An 18,103-nucleotide genomic window follows, 5' to 3' on the forward strand; every position below is an offset into this window, starting at 1 on the left:
GCAGCCGTTGCCATGCGAAACGCCCGACGATATTCAGAATCCGTCGATAAGCGATCTTTGCGCGACCGGGCGCCCTCTGCTAACTAGAAGGTGCAGTACCGATTCAAATCGCTCTCTCGTACACAGGAGGTGACAGATGGCGACTAACGTGGAAAAAGGCGATATCTATTTTTTCTATCGGCCCAAGGTCGACGTGGAAAAAGTTCAGGGACTGGATGACGTGCAGCGCCTGTACATGGTGCTGGCGCCAGATGACGGCGATGCCGCTCGACTGTTCATAGTGGGCAAGAAGCGCATGCCGAAAATCACCCAAGGCCAGCCGAAATCCACCGCACGCGAGTGGATGATGAACGACATGACGGGAAAGCCAAAGAAGATTGGCGAGGCGCTGGCGCCACTCGAATACGACACCAAGACCCGCGGCGAACAGGAGCAGGGCGAGGCGATTCCTGTTGGCGAGGGGCGTTATGCGATCTTCGAACGTGACAGCAGCACGCGCCTGGCCTACCGCCTCTCCAGTCCGGATAAACCCGGCAAGGCACAGCAGGAACTGGGGATACTAGCGGAGGCGAGCTATATCATCTCGGTGCGCAATCCCGCCGTCGATGTGCCCGGTTTCCCCGAGTCCAAACCGAACTATCCCAAGCGTTTGCAGGAGAAGTTTGCCGAGAAGCGCTGGATCGATATCGATGACAGCAAACTTCTCGATTACCAGAGCGCCCAATTCCTGCTGATCGGCGCGCATGATGCGTTGGACGACGAAGATGTCACAATCAGCGGCAAGGCGAGCCTGTTCAAGACCCTGGGGCTCAAGTCGCGCGAATGGCCGACGGCAGCGCTCGAGGCGGGAAAATTAACGGAGCCGCAAATGAAGCCCGAGGCTCGCGAGCCCGCGAGCGATCCCAGCAAGGGCGGCGAGCGAGGCGGCAAGGCGGCGCGCCATACGTCGTCGGCGGCCGGCGTCGCCCATGCGCTCAAGGGGGTGGATTTCCCGTGTGGCAAGGCCGACCTGATCAAGCAGGCCAAGGCCAACCAGGCCAATGACGACGTCATCAAGGTACTCAACGAGTTCCCCAAGCGGCAATACGAGACCATGGCCGACGTGACCCGGGAGCTGGAAAGGGTGAGCTGAGTTAACGTCCACTTAACCGCCCTCCTCCAGCACCTCGGCAATCAAGGCGACGAAGTCATCGAAGGCCGGATGCATGGGGCTGGGGGAGCGGTGCACCTCGAGCACTGCCGGCGGTAAGGGCGGCAAGCCTTCGGCGGCGCCCATCACTTTCCACCCTTCGGGAAGCAGGCGCCGCTCCCCGACCGTCAAGGTTTGGCCCTGTCCCACGATGACCTTCAATCCGCTGGGGCTCTGACTGGTGGAGACGAGCTGCCAATCGCGACCGATGTCGGCGAGCGCGGCCAGCGCCCGACGCCGATAGACGCACTGCTCCGGGAACAGCGCCAGCGGAATCGGTCGCTCGGCGTCGAGCTCGAAACGCCGATGCGCCGCCCAGACCACCTCCTCCGTGGTCACGGGGCGCCCACCGCTACTCGGTTCATGCTGCACCGCCAGCACGATATCCAACGACCCCTTCTCAAGCTGCTCCAGCAACTCCGTCGACATGCGGCAGTGGATATGCACGTGCACGTCGGGATGCCGGGCGCCGAAGCGTTCGAGCAGTGCCGGCAGCCAGGTATCGGCGTAATCCTCGGGGAGGCCGAAGCGCAGCGTCACCGGCTGCGAGCGGCCGAGCGCGGCGATCGCCTCGCGTTGAAGCTGCAACAAGCGCCGCGCATAGACGAGAAAGGTCTCGCCATCGTCGGTCAACTTGAGCCGACGACTGCCGCGTTCGATCAGCCGCGTGTCGAGCCGCGTTTCCAACGTATTGATACGCAGGCTGATGGTCGATTGGGTCTTGTGCAGATAGCGCGCTGCGGCGGTAAAGCCACCGCTATCGGCCACGGTGACGAACGCCAGTAGCAGATCGCTGTCCAGCGCCGCCAACTGCGTGCTATCGGAAATACCGATGGTTGCCATTGGAATGACTCGTTTCCCTGATCGAACGGATCCGTCCAGCATAGAGGACGTCGACGGGCCGGCCAATATGACCGGCGACGACGACCGCCCCATTGATGCCGACAATTCCGCTGATCGAGAGGACGCCCCCATGGGTACCACCGCTGCCACGACCCAACCCGACGTCGCCTCCAAGCCGGCCCAGCAATGGCTGGCGGACGCCGAACGCACCGACCTGAGCGCACTCGTCGACACCCAGCGCTATCCCCTGCATGACGCCGACGACCCGCGCCTGCAAGCCGAAATAGCGCGGGTTCGCGAGGACCTGAATCGCGAAGGCTGTGCCGTGCTGCGCGGCTTCCTGCGCCCCGACGCATTGGAGCAGGCCCGCCAGGAAGGGCGTGAATTATCGACCAAGAGCTATTACGCCAGCCGCCGCGTCAACGCCTGGTTTACCCGTGATGACGCAACACTCCCGGAAAGCGACCCGCGTCGCATCTTCATGGAGCGCACCAGCGGCTTCGTGACCCGTGACATGATTCCAGCGGATACGGTGATTCAACAGCTCTACGTGTCGCCGGCGATGAAGCGCCTGGTCGCCGCGTGCCTGGACGAGGAAGAAGTGTTCGAGTACGCCGATCCCTTCGCCGGGCTGGTGCAAAACGTATTGCCGCCGGGCACCGAACAGCCCTGGCACTACGACACTAACGAATACATCGTCACGATGATGACCGACATGCCGGACAGCGGCGGCGAGTTCCAGTACTGCCCCAACATCCGCACACCGGCGGGCGAAAACTACGACGGCGTCGGCGCGGTGATTCGCGGCGAGGACACCGCTACGCCGCGTACGTTGCTGCTGCGCCCCGGCGACCTGCAACTCTTCAAGGGTCGTTACTCGCTGCACCGGGTGACGCGCGTCGGCGGTGAACGCGAGCGCCACACGGCGATCTTCGCCTATTCGCAGCAGCCGGGCGTGGTGGGTCGGCTGGAGCGCACGCGCCAGCTCTACGGGCGTGTCTCCGAAGCGCATATCGAGGCGGAAAAACGCCGAGAAGAACGCGCCGACGGCCTTCTAGATTGATCGAAGTGGTTAAAAAGCCACGATTTTTCTCATTCCAATAACGGGTAACCGACCATGACCAGCTTGTCATCCACGCTACCTTCCCTGCTGGAAGGCACCGATATCCTGGCGCCGACGCACGATCCCGCCGAGTGCGAACCGACGCCGTCGGAAATCCAGCAGATTCTTTTGGATCGGTTGGCACGTACTCGGGCGGAGCTGAAAAAGCGCGATATCGTCGCCGCCGTGCTGTTCGACCCGACCCACGTGCGCTATGCCACCGGCGCGCGCAACATGCAGGTTTACTCGGCGCGTAACCCGGCCCGCTACGCCTTCGTGCCGGCGGAAGGCCCAGTGGTGATGTTCGAATTCTCCGGCTGCAGCCACTTGACCGAAGGCTTGCCCGGCATCGACGAGACGCGCCCGGCGACAGCGATCTCCTATTATTTCTGTGAAGATCATCTGCAGCAGACCACCCAGGCCTGGGCGAACGAGATCGACGAACTGGTGCGCCAGTGCGGCGGGCAAAAAGGCGACAAGGTGGCCATCGAAAGCGCCACTTCGCACGCAGCCTTTGCGCTGATCGAACATGGCTGGCAGGTCTGCGATGCCCAGATCCCGTTGGAGCACGCCCGCGCCATCAAGGTGCCCAACGAAATCAAGATGGTACGCAGCTCGCTGCGTGCGGTGGAGAACGGCGTCCGCAAGCTGGAAGCCGCGATTCGTCCCGGCGCCACGGAAAACGAAGTCTGGTCGCAGTTGCACCAGCACATCATCGCCACCGACGCGGACTACGTCGAAACGCGGCTGATGAACTCCGGGCCGCGCACCAACCCCTGGTTTCAGGAATGCTCCAATAGAGCCATGCAAGCCGGCGAGCTGGTGGCGCTGGACACCGACGTGGTCGGCCGTTATGGCTACTATGCCGATTTTTCTCGCACCTTCCTGTGCGGCGATGGCGAAGCAACGGCCACCCAGCGCGAGCTCTATCGCATGGCCTTCGACCAGGTGCGTCACAACATGGCACTGGTCGCGCCGGGCATGTCATTCAAGGAGTACGCCGAGAAGGCCTGGCAGATCCCCGAGCCCTACAAGGCGCGGCGCTACTTCGCGCTGGCCCACGGCGTCGGCATGACCGGCGAGTATCCCTACATCGTTCACCGCGAGGACATCGACGACAAGGGCTACGACGGCATCATGCAGCCGGGCATGACGCTCTGCGTGGAAAGCTACATCGGCCACGAAGACGGTGGCGAAGGTGTCAAGCTCGAGGAGCAGCTTTACATTCGCGACGACGGTCAGGTCGAATTACTTTCCGACTATCCTCTCGATGCGCGATTGCTGGCCGAGTGACACGCCAGCCGACGCCACCGGCTAACCGTTTCGTCCATCCGCCACAAGGGGCCTCCATGAGCCAGACGCTGATTCCGCATATCGACCTGACGCCGCTGCTCGCCGACGACCCGGTACGCGACGAGACGCGCCGAGCAATCGTCGATGCCGCCTGCGACTCCGGTTTCATGACTGTAGGCATCACCCCGGCTCAACTGGGGCTCGCTGATGACATTCACGCCCGCTTGCTGCGCTTCTTCGAGCTCGATGCGACGCACAAGCAGCCGTTGGCGCGACACAAGTTCGAGCCGGCCAACCGCAATGTCTATCGCGGCTATTTTCCGCCCCAGAACCAAGACCCAACCTGGAAGGAGGGGATCGACCTCGGACCGGACATTGCTCACCCCGAGCGAGCGGATACCCAGAGTGGCGACCCGCTGCGTGAGCCCACACCGCAGCCGCCGGAATCCGATCTACCCGGCTGGTCAGTGGATGTCGCCGCCTACTATGCCGCCATGGAATCGCTCGGCGGCGTGATCGCCGGGGCGTTGGCCGAGGGGCTCGGCATGCCGCGCGAGACACTCACGCGGCCCTTTGATCACGGCAATTCGACGCTGCGCCTGATCCATTATCCCGAGCGTCCGGCCGAGACCCTGGCCGCCATGCCGGCGGTCGACGGCAGTGGCGATGCGCGGCGCTGGCTGGTGGGCGTACCGCATTGCGACAACGGCTTCATCACGCTGCTGTGGCAGGACCAGGTCGGCGGCCTGCAAGTGCGCACCCCAAGCGACAACTGGGAAGAAGTGCCGCCCCGTGACAATGCGTTGGTGGTTAACTTCGGGCGCTTGCTGGCGGACTGGTCCGATGGGCGGATTCAGGCCACGGAGCATCGTATCGTCGGCGGCACTCGCTCGCGGCATTCCATACCGTTCTTCTTCGAACCGGCGGTGGATGCCCATATCGAGGCGCCCGACGCAGCCGGCGACGGTGGCTATGTCTACGGCGACCGACTGTGGGAACGCATGCAAGCCTTCGTCGAGTTTCAGGGCCTGGAACGCGCGCCCGCCGCCGACGCCTAAACCAGCGGCTGAGCCCGCACCGACACCTGAAAATAGCGTCGTGTCAGTAAGTGTATATAATACTGTGTTTTCAAATCACACAAAAAGAGAAGGATACTATTATGAGAAAGGTTCTGTACCCCCTGGCTGCTGCAGCATTGTTCAGTGCCGCGACAACGGCTCACGCCAAGGACGAATCCTTGGTCATCGGCACCAATAACTGGGCCGAGAACATCGCGGTCGCCAACATGTGGAAGCTCATCCTCGAAAATAATTACGATTACGATGTCGAGCTCTCGGATGTGAGCAAGAACGCCCTCTACAGCGGCCTGGCCAATGGCGACTTCGACATCTCTCTCGAAATCTGGCTACCTACCACCGATGCCGCTTATCTCGAACCCTACAAGGATCAACTCACGGTCCACGAAGGCTGGTACGAAGGCACCGGGCTCGGGCTGGTGGTGCCCAGTTATGTCGACATCGACAGCATCCCGGAACTCAAGAAAAACGCCGACACTTTCGAGTACCAGGGCAGCCCCACCATTCTAGGCATCGACTCCGGTTCCTCGATCGCGGGTCTGACGAACAAGGCTATCGACGCATATTCGCTCCCCCTCGAACAGGTCAACAGCTCGGGCCCCGCGATGATGGCGGCACTCGATAGTGCCTACCAGAACGAGGAGCCGATTGTGGTGACGTTGTGGAGTCCGCACTGGGCCTTTGCCGAATACGACCTCAAGTACCTCGAGGATCCCAAGAACGTGTACGGCGACAACGAAACCATCTACTGGTTCTCGCGTCAGAACTTCAGCGATGACGACCCGTGGCTCACTCGGGTACTCAACGAATGGCAAATGGATGACGATAGCCTGGGCAGCCTGATGGCCGATATCGAAAAGGCAGGTGACCCCGTCAAAGGCGCCAAGACATGGCTCGAAGACAATCAAGCGCTCGTCGACGAATGGCTGGAAGCCAGCGAGTGACCCCCTCACATCCAACGACAAACGCCCCGGCATGTTGAATGCCGGGGCGCTTTTCCATGCAAGGCACCGAAGGTCGGTTACGACGCGACGATTCCCTGACGCTTGGCCATGGCCTGCGCGGCGCGCGGCCCCAGCCACAGCGTGGGCAACAGCACCAGCGACACCGGGAACGCCGTAATCACGATGAACTGCTGCAGTACGCTGATCTGCCCCGCGCCCATGTACAGCAGAATCGCCGCCATCAACGCCATCGCCACGCCCCAGAACGCACGCAGCGCCGGCTGGGGATCGTCATGGCCGGCGTTGACCACGGAAACCGCATAACTCATGGAATCGCCGGTAGTCGCCACGAAGATCGTGGTCAGCAGCAGAATCGCCAGCGCCATCAGGCTGCCGCCCGGCAGCGCCTGGGCCACCGCCAGCGTGGCAACATCGAACTGGAAGTTGTTGAGCGCCTCGCTCAGGTCGATGGCGCCGCTCATCTGATAGAAAATCCCCGAGCCACCCAACAGCGTGAACCACACCGACGTTGCCACGGGAGCGAGCACGGCCACGGCGACGACCAGTTGACGGATGGTGCGACCTCGCGAGATGCGTGCCAAGAAGATCGCCATCAGCGGCGCATAGCCGATGAACCAGGCGAAGAAGAACACCGTCCACCACTTCATCCACCAGTCCGGCGCGGTCTGCGAGGTCATGGTGGCCATCTCGAAGAACGACCCCAGATAAGTGCCGAAGCCTTGAAGCCAGCTATCGAACAGAAACTGCGTCGGCCCGAAAAGCAGGATTACGGTGCCGATACCCAACGCCAGCATGACATTGCAGCGGCTCAAAAACTGGATGCCCCGGTCGATGCCGGTGATTGCCGAACTCACGTAGACCCCGCCCAGTACGACGAGAATCATCAACTGCGTGCTATAGCCCTCGGCCACACCGAACAGTGTATGCAGGCCGAAGTTCATCTGTGTGGCCAAAAAGCCGATGGGGCCCACGGTGCCGGCGACCACAGCGATCACGCAGACGGCGTCCACCACGCCACCTAAGACGCCGCGCATGCGTGCCTCGCCCAATAGCGGCGCCAGCAGCGTGCGCGGCTGCAGCGGCAGGCCACGATCGTAGTGATGATGCGACAACACGATAGTCGCCAGGGTGCCGAGCACCGCCCAGGCATGAAAGCCCCAGTGCATGAAGGCCTGTGCCAGCGCATTGGGCACGGCTGCCGGCGTGCCCGGCTCACTGGAAAACGCCGGCGGCGTCACCACGAAATGGTAAATAGGTTCACCGGCAGCAAAGAAGACGCCGCCTCCCCCCAGGAGCGTGCACAGAATGATCGACACCCACTTGAAGGTGCTCATATCCGGCTGTTCGAGATTGCCGATGCGCGCGCGACCCGCAGATGACATGGCCACGCCCACGGCAATAAAGAAGGTCAGCAACAATAGCAGTTGAAAATAGGCCCCCAGATTCTTCGCCGTCCAGGCGAACCCCACGCTGATCGCTGCGGTCATGGCGTCGGCATCGATCAGTGACGAAACCACAAACAGAATGATGAAGCCGATCGTCAGCCCCATCACCGTCGGGTCGCCAAAATGCGTGCCCGAGCGCGTGGCGCTCGCATCGTGTTGAGTCATCAATGTCCAGTTCCGGTAGCCGCGTGAGGCGCGCACACTACCGACCTTCGTCGAACACGGCAAATCGAAATTTCAATACCGAGCGCATCAGGTGACGCAAAAGAAGACAAGGTCGCCGATCATGTGTCGTTAGCGCCGCCCATCGCAACTGGGGCTCACCGCTCACTCAGGTGATCAACGACCTCGCATCCAACGACAAGCGCCCCGGCATGCGATATGCCGAGGCGCTTTATCATGCAAGGCATCGAAGGTCGATTACGACGCGACGATCCCCTGACGCTTGGCCATGGCTTGCGCGGCACGTGGCCCCAGCCACAGCGAGGGCAGCAGCACCAGCGACACGGGGATCGCGGTGATCACGATGAACTGCTGCAGTACGCTGATCTGCCCCGCGCCCATGTACAGCAAAATCGCCGCCATCAACGCCATCGCCACGCCCCAGAACGCGCGTAGCGCCGGCTGGGGATCGTCATGGCCGGCATTGACCACGGAGATCGCGTAGCTCATGGAGTCGCCGGTAGTCGCCACGAAGATCGTGGTCAGCAGCAGAATCGCCAGCGCCATCAACTTACCGCCCGGCAGCGCCTGGGCCACCGTCAACGTCGCGACGTCGAACTGGAAGTTATTGAGCGCCTCGCTCAGGTCGATGGCGCCACTCATCTGGTAGAAGATTCCCGAGCCACCCAGCAGCGTGAACCACACCGAGGTTGCCACGGGGGCGAGCACGGCCACGGCGACGACCATCTGACGGATGGTACGGCCCCGCGAGATACGCGCCACGAAGATCGCCATCAGCGGCGCATAGCCGATGAACCAGGCGAAGAAGAACACCGTCCACCACTTCATCCACCAATCCGGCGCGGTCTGCGAGGTCATGGTGGCCATCTCGAAGAACGACCCCACATAGGTGCCAAAGCCCTGGAACCAGCTATCGAACAGGAACTGCGTCGGCCCGAAGAGCAGGATCGCGGCGCCGATGACCAACGCCAGCATGACGTTGAAACGGCTCAGGATCTGGATGCCTCGCTCGATGCCGGTGATCGCCGATGTCACGTAGACCCCGCCCAGCACGATGAGGATCATCAACTGCGTGCCATAACCCTCAGCCACACCGAACAGCGTATGCAGGCCGAAGCTCATCTGCGTGGCCAAAAAGCCGATGGGGCCCACGGTGCCGGCGACCACGGCGATGACGCAAACCGCATCCACCACGCCGCCGAAGACGCCACGCATGCGCGTCTCGCCCAATAACGGCACCAGCAGCGTGCGTGGTTGCAGCGGCAGGCCACGATCATAGTGATGATGCGACAGCACGATAGCCGCCAGGGTGCCGAGCACCGCCCAGGCCAGAAAGCCCCAGTGCATGAAAGACTGCGCCAGCGCATTGGGGATGGCCGCAGGCGTGCCCGGTTCGCTGGAAAACGCCGGCGGCGTGACCACGAAGTGATAGACCGGCTCACCGGCGGCAAAGAACACGCCACCGCCAGCCAATAATGTGCATAGGATGATCGACACCCACTTGAAGGTGCCCATGTCCGGGCGTTCTCGATTGCCGATGCGCGCGCGTCCCGCAGGCGATGCAGCCACGCCCACGGCGATCAGGAAGGTGAGCAGCAGCAACAGTTGGAAATAGGCGCCCAACGTCTTCGCCGTCCAGGCGAACCCGGCGCCGATCACCGCCGTCATGGCGTTGGCATCGATCAGCGATAGCGCCACGAACAGCACGATGAAGCCAATCGTCAGCCCCATCACCGTCGGGTCGCCAAAACGCGTGCCCGAGCGCATGGCACTCGTGTTGTCTTGAGTCATCTATTTCAGGTTCCGGTAGTCGCGTGAGGCGCGCACACTACCGACCTTCGTCGAACACGGCAAATCGAAATGCTGAGCGCCGGCACCCTGACGTGCTCAGATCATTACGTGCGCTCTCGCGGCTCAGGCACGCGCGATCTGCCAGTAACATTCGACGCGCTTGTTCAACGCCTTGGGCGACTCCGCAAACAGTCGTTGCCCCAGTGCCTCGGCGTCGCCCTGCAACGTATGCCGTCGCCGACCGACGAGACGGCTCAACGCCTCGCGCCTCTCTGGGCCAATACGCTGCATGTCCTCGGCGTCTAGTGCGAGACCGAGCATCGCGAGGTCATGATCTTCGCCCAGCAGATCGGACAACCGATGCGCCTCTTGCGCACGCATCTTGAATGCGGCCGTCCACAGCGGGCGCAACAACTCGCAATGATGACGGTGGTACTTCACGCGCTTACGCCATTCATGATGCGCTGCGGTAGACGGCGTGCGCCGGGCTTCACGCAAGGCCTCGCGCGCCTGGGTATAGCTGCCGACCAAACCGCCCGACACGGCGGCGTAGCCCTGCGACGCTAAGGTCCAGCCAGCGACCGCATCGCGCGCGTCGGACAACGCCGATGCCAAGCCCTCCCAGTCCGGGGTGTCGGCGCCCTCCAGCGTGGCGTCACGGCGCGCCACCAGCTTGCGGCGAATCGCCGAGTAATGACGCCGATCGAGTTCCGCTGCGTGCAGGTTCAGCAACCGCTCGAACGTCTCGACGAGCACTTGGTCGTCACGATTGCCGGCCACGCGACGCGCCAGGTCGCGAAAACGCCGATTCTCCTTGCGATAGCGCTTGTCCCCCAACGCTGGGCGCACCAGGCGCAGCAACGCGCGAAGCTTCTTGCAGCGCTGGCGCAGTACATGGATGGCGTTGACCGGATCATCCGCACGATCCTGCAGCGCCGACTGAGCGCGTTCTATCTGCTCGATGGCGATACGCTGCACGCTCGCCTCGGTCGATTCCTGCATTTTCAGGCGGTAGGGCACGTCGTTCTCCTGAGTCGAGATGGCCTCTCTCAGTCTAGACACGCCCTGCCATGATCGGCCATTCACAGCATGGAGCTAGCGCCGCTCGAGCAAACGCCGCATCGCGCCGGAAGGCGCTTCGACCTGACGATGGCGGCGGCTGGAGGCGTAGTTTTCGTTGAACACCTCGAAGTAGTCGTCGAGGGTCGCCGAGGCCTCAACGTCGCCGCTGATGCGCAACAGCTCGGCGGCGACTTCGGCGGTGCAAAGATGCTCGCTGGAGGCGGCCTTGCGCAGCCGGTAGCGCGTCAGGCGTGATGTCTTGAGCGGCAGCACCGGCAGCGAGGCCAGGTACTCGCTACGCCGGAAGATGCGCCGTGCCTGACGCCAAGTGCCGTCGAGAAGGATGAACACCGGTATGCGCGAGCCGGCCAATGCCGCGTCGACGGCTTCGGGGCCTACCACGCGCTCGGCGTAATCCGCCTGATCGTCGGGAAAGACGACGAACGGCGCAAAGCGGTCGTCATCGAGCAGCGCCAGCAGCCGCGGGTCGGGCTCGGTGCGATACCAGGTGAAGACCTCGGTCTCGGGCAGGATATGGCCGATCAAACGACCGGTATTGGTCGGCTTGTAGTGCTCGATGGGATGCGTCAGCAGCCAGAAGCGCGCACGGCTCTCGACCGCCACGCGATACGGACACAAGCAGTTGAGCGCCGGTAGCCGGCAGTCCGGGCAACGCGAGACGAAGCTACCGCGCGCATTGAATGGCTTGCGCGGTGCTTCGGGGTCATAACCGGAAGCCGCCGTGGCTGAATCGGCCGGCGCATCGGGGGAGTCATGCATGAGGTATCAGGCTGGGTCGAAAAGGCCGGGCATTCTAGCATGCCCGGCCGGGCTTTCATCCACGCGATGTCGAGGCCGCAGGCGGCGCGTTCGACACGTGGCGGCGCTTCCAGTAACCCGCCAACAGCGAGCCGGAAACGTTGTGCCAGACCGAGAACAACGCCCCAGGCAGCGCAGCGCCCGCAGTGAAGAATTGATTGGCCAGGGTCACCGCCAGCCCGGAGTTCTGCAGGCCGACCTCGAAGGCGATAGTGCGCGCGGTTCGCGTGTCGAAGCGTAGCGCCCGCGCCAGGCCGTATCCCGCCGCGAGGCCGATGCCGTTATGCGCGATGACCGCCAGCGCCACGATGGGCCCCAACGTGCTCAATCGTCCGGCATTGAGCGCCACGACAATGGCGATGATCAAGACGATGGCCGCCATGGCCAGCGTGGCCAGGGCCGGTTCCACGCGCTGAATATGCGTTCCCAGCAGGTGATGGATCACCACGCCCAGCACGATGGGCGCGACCACCAACTGAGCGATGCTCAGCAGCATGCCCAGCACCGGCACGTCGATGCTCTGGCCCAGCAGCAACAGCGTAATCAGCGGCGTGGCGACCACCGAAATCAGCGTCGAGACCATGGTCATCGACACCGAAAGCGCCACATGCCCGCCGGCCAGCCAGGTCATCACATTGGAGGAAGTACCGCCCGCCGTGGCGCCCACCAGTACCATGCCGATGGTCAACTCGGGCGACAGGCCGAGGACGCGCGACACCAGCAGCGCCGCCAGCGGCATGACCAGAAACTGCAGGATGACGCCCACGGCGATGGGCTTGGGCGACTTCACCACCCGCGCGAAGTCGCCTTTGGTGAGCGTCAGCCCCATGGCGAACATGATGATCACCAGCAGCGTCTTGATATAGCCGGCCAGGCCGGTGAAAAGCTCCGGCACCACGGCGGCGATGACCGCCAGCAAGATGGCCCAGACGGGAAACAGACGATTGATACGTTCGAAGATTGGCATGTGCGTGTCCTAGCGTGTTGCGTCGGTACTTTATGTACCTTTTTATGCATGCAAGATGGAGGACGTAGTGTGCCGTAAAACGTGGCACAGGCGAAGCGCATCGGCCTCAAGCCCAGTCCGGCATCCACAGGCCGCCCGCTTGCCGCCAGTGTTCGACCAGCGGTGGCACGCCTTGGCTCGCCGGTTGCGCGATGGCGCGTACGCCGCGCGGCGCAAGCGACTCGGCCTGAGGGTCGACGAGCAGGCACGGCGCCTCGATCGGCGCTTGATCGAGTAGCATCGCCGCCGGCATTACCGCCAACGAAGTGCCCACCACCAACACGAAATCCGCCTCGGCGACGACGTCGCACGCCTGGGCGTAACGCGGCACCGGCTCGCCGAACCACACCACGTCCGGTCGCAATTGGCTGCCCTTGTCGCATAACTCGCCCATGCGAATACCCTTGCTCCCCACCGGGTAGCGCAAGCTGGCATCGGCACTCGAGCGTGCCATGAGGATCTCGCCATGCAGGTGCAGCACATCGCGCGACCCTGCCCGCTCGTGCAGGTCATCGATGTTCTGGGTGATCACGCTGACGCGAAACCCGGCCCGTTCGAGTTCGGCCAGAGCGAGATGCGCAGCGTTGGGCGATGCCCGGCGCGTCTGCTCGCGGCGCTCGTCGTAGAAGCGCAGCACGCTTTCGGGGTCGCGCTCGAAGGCCTCGGGCGTGGCGACATCCTCCACGCGGTGGTTTTCCCACAGGCCATCGCCGTCGCGGAACGTCTTGAGACCGCTCTCGGCGCTGATGCCCGCCCCGGTGAGAACGACGAGATGCGGTGCCTGATGCTCGCTCATGCCTACCTCTATGCTGTGTGAGTCCACTTCGCCAACGGCTGTACATCCTATCTGGCAACGTCGACAATAGGCGCCCTTCGAGCGACCCCGAAGGCCCCTTCATGACGTTGGAATTGCCCGTACTCTATCAGGACGAGCGCATGGTTGCCGTGCATAAACCCTCGGGGATGCTCGTCCACCGCAGTGCGATCGCCGCCGATGCGCAGGTATTCGCCCTGCAGACCCTGCGCAATCAGCTAGGGCGCCACGTCTATCCGGTGCACCGGCTCGACCGGCCAACCTCGGGGCTTTTGCTCTTCGCCCTGGACCCGGAAATGGCCAAGGCACTCGGCGAGGAATTCACCACGCACCGCGTGCACAAGCGTTACCTGGCGGTGGTGCGCGGCGTCGGCCCGGAGCAAGACGTGCTCGATTACGGCCTGCGCGAGGAAGACGGCAAACGCCCCAAGTCGGAAATGCCCGAGCTTGCCGCCTGGACGGCCGTACGCCGCCTGGACAGCGTCGAATTGCCGGTGCGCATCGACCGTTACCCCCAGGTGCGCTATTCCTTGATGGAGGCCCAGCCCTGGACCGGCCGACGGCATCAGATTCGCCGCCACCTTTCGCGGCGCGGCTACCCGATCATCGGCGACGCCAAGCATGGCAAGGGCGCCCATAACCGCTTCTTCCGCGATCACCTGGAAAGCCCGCGCCTGTTGCTGGCGGCCGTGGGCATGACGCTCTGGCACCCCGAGCGCCAGCGCACGCTACACATCGACGCGCCCCTGGCCGATGACATGCGCACGCTGTTCGCGCGCTTCGGCTGGCAGGGCCACGCTACGGCGACACGCGTCGACTGGCACGAGACGCGCCCTGTTTCGCTATGGCCCGCCGGCCACGACCGGTAACGACCGGCAAGAGGAAAGAGCACATGCACGACGATTACGATTTCCGCTTCGGGGGCATTCGCCGCCTCTACGGCACCCGCGCCGCGACCTTCTTCCGCCACGCTCATGTGGTGGTCATCGGCGTGGGCGGCGTCGGCAGTTGGGCCATCGAGGCGCTGGCACGCGCCGGCATCGGCACCCTGACGTTGATCGACCTCGACGATGTCTGCGTGTCCAACGTCAACCGCCAGCTGCACGCGCTGGACGGCACCATCGGGCGCCCCAAGGTCGAGGTGATGGCCGAGCGCTGCCGCGCCATTCAACCGGGCATCACCGTGCACGCCGACACCGCCTTCGTGACGCCGACCAATCTCGCCGAGCGCCTGCCCGAGGACGCCGACCACGTCATCGACGCCATCGACAGCGTCATCGCCAAGAGCGCGCTGATCGCCTGGTGCAAGCGCCGCAAGATCGGCCTGACCGTCACCGGCGCGGCGGGCGGCCAGACCGATCCCACGCGGATCCGCGTCGCCGATTTGACGCGCACCGAGCACGACCCGTTACTCGCCAAGGTACGCGCGCGCCTGCGGCGGGATTTCGGCTTCTCGCGCAACCCCAAGCGGCGTTTCAGCGTCGAATGCGTCTACTCCGACGAGCAGCTCGTCTACCCCAACGCCGAGGGCGAGGTCTGCCAGCAAAAACCCGGCAATGGCGAGTCCACGCGCCTCGACTGCGCCAGCGGTGTCGGCGCGGCCACCTTCGTCACCGGCACCTTCGGTTTCGTGGCCGCCTCGCGCACGCTCGCGCGCCTCGCCGCCAAGGCCGAGCGCGAACCGGCCGATCCCCACGTCACGGAGACATCCACATGAGCCACGAGACACGCCCGATTCCTGGCATCTATCGTCATTACAAGGGCGCCAGCTATGAAGTGCTGGGCGTCGCCCACCACAGCGAAACCGAGGAACCGCTGGTGGTCTATCGCGCGCTGTACGGCGACTACGGCCTCTGGGTGCGCCCCTTGTCGATGTTCTGCGAGACCGTCGAAGTCGCCGGCGAGCCGGTGCCGCGCTTCGAACTCGAGGCCGCCTTCCGCTGAGCGCGGGGCGACTAGACATAGAGCGTCGCTGCCCCACGCGGCCTACGATGCTATAATACCGCGCTTCTCGTTTCGCGCGACGCCATGACGTTGCCACACATCCGAAGGAGAGAACGCATGAGCGCACTGGTTGGTGTCATCATGGGCTCGAAGTCCGACTGGGCGACCCTGTGCCACACCGTCGACACGCTCGAGGCGCTGGGCATCGAGCACGAAGTCAAAGTCGTCTCTGCCCACCGCACGCCGGATTTGCTGTTCGACTACGCTGCCGGGGCCGCCGGGCGCGGGCTGGAAGTCATCATCGCCGGCGCCGGCGGTGCCGCGCATCTGCCCGGCATGGCCGCCGCCAAGACACCCCTGCCGGTGCTCGGCGTGCCCGTGCAATCGAGCATGCTCAGCGGTGTCGACTCGCTCCTCTCCATCGTCCAGATGCCCGCCGGCATTCCCACCGGCACGCTGGCCATCGGCCGTGCCGGCGCCATCAACGCGGCACTGCTCGCCGCCGCCATGCTGGGCAACAAGTATCCGGATATTCGTCAGGCGCTTGAAGCTTATCGCGACGCACAGACACAAAAGGTGCTCGACGCGCCCGATCCGCGTCCCACCGACGACACGCAGGAGGCATGAATGAATATCGGTATCGTAGGCGGCGGCCAACTGGGTCGAATGCTGGCGCAAGCGGGCGCACCGCTGGACATGCGTTTCACCTTTCTCGATCCGTCGACCCAAGCCTGCGCCGCCGTGCATGGCGTCCATCTCTGCGCTGAGTGGGACGATGACGAGGCGCATCAAGCGCTGATCGAGTCCAGCGACGTCCTCACCTTCGAGTTCGAGAACGTCTCGACGATGGCGCTGACGCAGCTCGCCGAGCAACGCCCCGCCTTTCCCCCGGCCAAGGCGCTGGAAACGGCGCGTGACCGTGGCGCCGAAAAATCGCTATTTCAGTCACTGGATATCGCCATCGCGCCCATCGCGCTGATCGAGACCCAGGACGACCTGGACCATGCAGTGGCCGAGATCGGCCTGCCGGCGGTGCTCAAGACGCGCACGCTCGGCTACGACGGCAAGGGCCAGAAGGTGTTGCGCCACGCCGAGGACGTCCCCGGTAGCGTCGCCGAGCTAGGCGATGTACCGCTGATCATGGAAGGCTTCGTCGACTTCGATCACGAAGTTTCGGCCATCGCCGTGCGCGGTCGCGACGGCGAGGTGCGGGTCTGGCCGCTGTCGCGCAATGAGCACCGCCAGGGCATTCTGCATCGCGCCGAGCCGCAGCCCGATCACCCGCTGCAGGCCAACGCCACCGATTACGCTACGCGCGTGCTCGAGGCGCTGGATTACGTCGGCGTCATGGCCTTCGAGTTCTTCGTCACCCGCGACGGCAAACTGCTGGCCAATGAAATCGCCCCGCGCGTGCACAACTCCGGGCACTGGAGCATCGAGGGCGCGACGACCAGCCAATTCGAGAACCACCTGCGCGCCATTTCCGGCTTGCCGCTCGGCGAGACCACGCGCCTCGTGCCCTGCGCCATGCTCAACATCATCGGCGCCTTTCCCGATCGCGACGCCGTGCTCAGCGTTGCCGGCGCGCACCTGCACGACTACCACAAGGCGCCCCGCCCCGGCCGCAAGATCGGTCATGTCACGGTTCTCGCCCCCGACGCGGCCACGCTGGCCGAACGCACCGCCGACGTCGAAGCGCTACTGGTCAACGACCTGGGCTAAGCCCCGTAACGCAAGATGCCCGCCAATTGGCGGGCATCTGACATCAGCATGGCAGCGACGCGATCACTCAGCGTCGGCGCTCATCTGCTGCTGCAGGTAATTCTGGATACCCACCTTGTCGATCAGGCCGAGCTCGGTCTCGATCGTATCGATGTGCTCTTCTTCGTCGTTGAGGATACGACGGAACAGATCACGGCTAACGTAATCGCGCACTTCTTCGCAGTAGGCGATGGCGTCGATCAAGTCCTGCCAGCCCGTCTTCTCGATGGCGAGGTCGCACTCGAGCATTTCTTTGGTGTTCTCGCCGATGTGCAGCTTACCCAGATCCTGAAGGTTGGGAATGCCCTCGAGGAACAGGATGCGCTCGATCAACTCGTCGGCATGACGCATCTCTTCGATGGATTCGTCGTATTCCCACTTGGCCAGCTTGGCCAGGCCCCAATCCTTGTACATCTTGGCGTGCAAGAAATACTGGTTGATCGCTACCAACTCGTTGCCCAGTGCGGTGTTGAGGTGCTGAATGACCTTGGCATCACCTTTCATCGTCACATCTCCCTTGAAGATTCATTTAGTTGTAAGGCAATGATGACCCGCCAATCGTAACCAGCCACCCCTGCCTTGGGATACAGGGAGTATCGACTATTTCGCCGAAAAAGTCGAATAAAGACAAGATCTTGCCGCGAAAACACCGCATTTGTGAAGGATTGGAGATAACAAGCGAGAACGATTGCCACTCCGCCTGCGCTAGGCGGTAGATACTAAAACGCCGCTATCCAATGGGATAGCGGCGTTTGGCGATGATGTTCGATATGCAGCGACGCGACGCAGCGGCGCGTGGTTAAGCGATGC

18 protein-coding genes are annotated in these 18,103 nt (G+C 63.4%); 10 read left to right on the forward strand and 8 right to left on the reverse strand.

Going from position 1 to position 18,103, the window contains the following annotated elements; all coding sequences use genetic code 11:
• The first annotated feature begins 136 nt into the window (after window positions 1-136).
• Window positions 137-1,132: a DUF2795 domain-containing protein gene (locus tag RVY79_RS02675; RefSeq protein ID WP_317462468.1), complete on the forward strand. Its 996-nt coding sequence runs from the start codon at window positions 137-139 to the stop codon at window positions 1,130-1,132.
• A gap of 12 nt (window positions 1,133-1,144) precedes the next feature.
• On the opposite strand, the gene RVY79_RS02680 is transcribed toward RVY79_RS02675, so the two are convergent.
• Window positions 1,145-2,032, reverse strand: a complete 888-nt coding sequence (locus RVY79_RS02680; RefSeq protein ID WP_317462469.1) for a LysR family transcriptional regulator — start codon at window positions 2,030-2,032, stop codon at window positions 1,145-1,147.
• A 67-nt stretch (window positions 2,033-2,099) separates the two neighbouring features.
• On the opposite strand from RVY79_RS02680, the gene RVY79_RS02685 reads away from it, so the two are divergent.
• The 4 genes from RVY79_RS02685 to RVY79_RS02700 all read left to right on the forward strand — a co-directional run bounded on the left by RVY79_RS02685 (window position 2,100) and on the right by RVY79_RS02700 (window position 6,447).
• Window positions 2,100-3,095, forward strand: coding sequence for a phytanoyl-CoA dioxygenase family protein (locus RVY79_RS02685; RefSeq protein WP_411161693.1), 996 nt, complete (start codon window positions 2,100-2,102; stop codon window positions 3,093-3,095).
• 54 nt (window positions 3,096-3,149) lie between these two features.
• Window positions 3,150-4,427, forward strand: coding sequence for a Xaa-Pro peptidase family protein (locus RVY79_RS02690; RefSeq protein WP_317462470.1), 1,278 nt, complete (start codon window positions 3,150-3,152; stop codon window positions 4,425-4,427).
• A 56-nt stretch (window positions 4,428-4,483) separates the two neighbouring features.
• Complete coding sequence (locus tag RVY79_RS02695) at window positions 4,484-5,485, forward strand: 2OG-Fe(II) oxygenase family protein (protein ID WP_317462471.1); 1,002 nt, start codon at window positions 4,484-4,486, stop codon at window positions 5,483-5,485.
• Between the two features lie 101 nt (window positions 5,486-5,586).
• Window positions 5,587-6,447: a glycine betaine ABC transporter substrate-binding protein gene (locus RVY79_RS02700; RefSeq protein ID WP_317462472.1), complete on the forward strand. Its 861-nt coding sequence runs from the start codon at window positions 5,587-5,589 to the stop codon at window positions 6,445-6,447.
• A 77-nt stretch (window positions 6,448-6,524) separates the two neighbouring features.
• Here the strand turns inward: RVY79_RS02700 and RVY79_RS02705 are convergent, their stop codons facing one another.
• The 6 genes from RVY79_RS02705 to RVY79_RS02730 all read right to left on the reverse strand — a co-directional run bounded on the left by RVY79_RS02705 (window position 6,525) and on the right by RVY79_RS02730 (window position 13,570).
• Entirely contained in the window at window positions 6,525-8,078 is a 1,554-nt protein-coding gene (locus RVY79_RS02705) for a BCCT family transporter (RefSeq protein WP_317462473.1), read from the reverse strand.
• A 255-nt stretch (window positions 8,079-8,333) separates the two neighbouring features.
• Window positions 8,334-9,887, reverse strand: coding sequence for a BCCT family transporter (locus RVY79_RS02710; RefSeq protein WP_317462474.1), 1,554 nt, complete (start codon window positions 9,885-9,887; stop codon window positions 8,334-8,336).
• Between the two features lie 123 nt (window positions 9,888-10,010).
• Window positions 10,011-10,907 (reverse strand): CHAD domain-containing protein, encoded by an 897-nt coding sequence (locus RVY79_RS02715; RefSeq protein WP_317462475.1) that lies wholly within the window; start codon window positions 10,905-10,907, stop codon window positions 10,011-10,013.
• Window positions 10,908-10,982: 75 nt separating this feature from the next.
• Window positions 10,983-11,729 carry a tRNA-uridine aminocarboxypropyltransferase gene (locus RVY79_RS02720; protein ID WP_317462476.1) on the reverse strand — a complete coding sequence of 249 codons (747 nt, stop codon included), beginning with the start codon at window positions 11,727-11,729 and terminating at the stop codon, window positions 10,983-10,985.
• Window positions 11,730-11,784: 55 nt separating this feature from the next.
• Window positions 11,785-12,735: a bile acid:sodium symporter family protein gene (locus RVY79_RS02725; protein WP_317462477.1), complete on the reverse strand. Its 951-nt coding sequence runs from the start codon at window positions 12,733-12,735 to the stop codon at window positions 11,785-11,787.
• Between the two features lie 106 nt (window positions 12,736-12,841).
• Window positions 12,842-13,570 carry an SIR2 family NAD-dependent protein deacylase gene (locus RVY79_RS02730; protein WP_317462478.1) on the reverse strand — a complete coding sequence of 243 codons (729 nt, stop codon included), beginning with the start codon at window positions 13,568-13,570 and terminating at the stop codon, window positions 12,842-12,844.
• Between the two features lie 101 nt (window positions 13,571-13,671).
• Between RVY79_RS02730 and RVY79_RS02735 the strand changes: the two genes are divergently transcribed.
• The 5 genes from RVY79_RS02735 to RVY79_RS02755 all read left to right on the forward strand — a co-directional run bounded on the left by RVY79_RS02735 (window position 13,672) and on the right by RVY79_RS02755 (window position 17,254).
• On the forward strand, window positions 13,672-14,457 hold the full coding sequence (locus RVY79_RS02735; RefSeq protein ID WP_317462479.1) for a pseudouridine synthase: 786 nt from the start codon (window positions 13,672-13,674) through the stop codon (window positions 14,455-14,457).
• A 23-nt stretch (window positions 14,458-14,480) separates the two neighbouring features.
• Window positions 14,481-15,305: a tRNA cyclic N6-threonylcarbamoyladenosine(37) synthase TcdA gene (tcdA, locus tag RVY79_RS02740; protein WP_317462480.1), complete on the forward strand. Its 825-nt coding sequence runs from the start codon at window positions 14,481-14,483 to the stop codon at window positions 15,303-15,305.
• Complete coding sequence (locus RVY79_RS02745) at window positions 15,302-15,532, forward strand: DUF1653 domain-containing protein (protein ID WP_317462481.1); 231 nt, start codon at window positions 15,302-15,304, stop codon at window positions 15,530-15,532. Before tcdA ends, RVY79_RS02745 begins: the two co-directional genes overlap by 4 nt.
• 117 nt (window positions 15,533-15,649) lie before the next feature.
• Entirely contained in the window at window positions 15,650-16,159 is a 510-nt protein-coding gene (gene purE, locus RVY79_RS02750; RefSeq protein WP_317462482.1) for a 5-(carboxyamino)imidazole ribonucleotide mutase, read from the forward strand.
• Window positions 16,160-17,254, forward strand: coding sequence for a 5-(carboxyamino)imidazole ribonucleotide synthase (locus RVY79_RS02755; protein WP_317462483.1), 1,095 nt, complete (start codon window positions 16,160-16,162; stop codon window positions 17,252-17,254).
• A 63-nt stretch (window positions 17,255-17,317) separates the two neighbouring features.
• Here RVY79_RS02755 and bfr read toward each other — a convergent pair whose 3' ends face one another.
• Window positions 17,318-17,797: a bacterioferritin gene (gene bfr, locus RVY79_RS02760; protein ID WP_317462484.1), complete on the reverse strand. Its 480-nt coding sequence runs from the start codon at window positions 17,795-17,797 to the stop codon at window positions 17,318-17,320.
• Between the last annotated feature and the right edge of the window lie 306 nt (window positions 17,798-18,103).

The organism is Chromohalobacter sp. HP20-39 (genome assembly GCF_033052815.1).
Lineage (GTDB): Bacteria > Pseudomonadota > Gammaproteobacteria > Pseudomonadales > Halomonadaceae > Chromohalobacter.